General features: G+C 60.6%; 1 protein-coding gene. It reads right to left on the reverse strand.

Features of this window, described 5'->3' with window-relative positions:
- Window positions 1–59: 59 nt before the first annotated feature.
- Window positions 60–317 (reverse strand): hypothetical protein (locus tag ACZXDY_RS46645; RefSeq protein WP_464350122.1); only part of this gene is annotated, 258 nt, incomplete at its 5' end.

Genomic DNA, 317 nt, shown 5'->3' on the forward strand with positions numbered 1-317 from the left:
CGTGATGCCGCGCTTGGACGCTTCGTAAAGCGGGTCCAGCTCTTCGGAGGTCATGAAGGTCATTGGAGTGGCCGCGCGTTGTTGTATTCGAGGTCGCTGATTGCGTCGGCGATGTTGCCCGAGATTACCGCTCGTAAGATCCGGGTGTGGCAATCGTTGAAGGAGGGCTCGGTGCCGTCCGGCAACCTCGCGGTTTCGACCATCTGCAGGGCAGCAGTGTCGTGAAGCGCCATCAGCACTATGATTGTCAACCGCAGCGCCTGCTCGTCGTCGTCCAACATCCGGGTGACCGAGGTAATCGCTTCGTTCGCGCGGTC

The sequence above is a fragment of the Bradyrhizobium sp. LeoB3 genome (genome assembly GCF_055456055.1).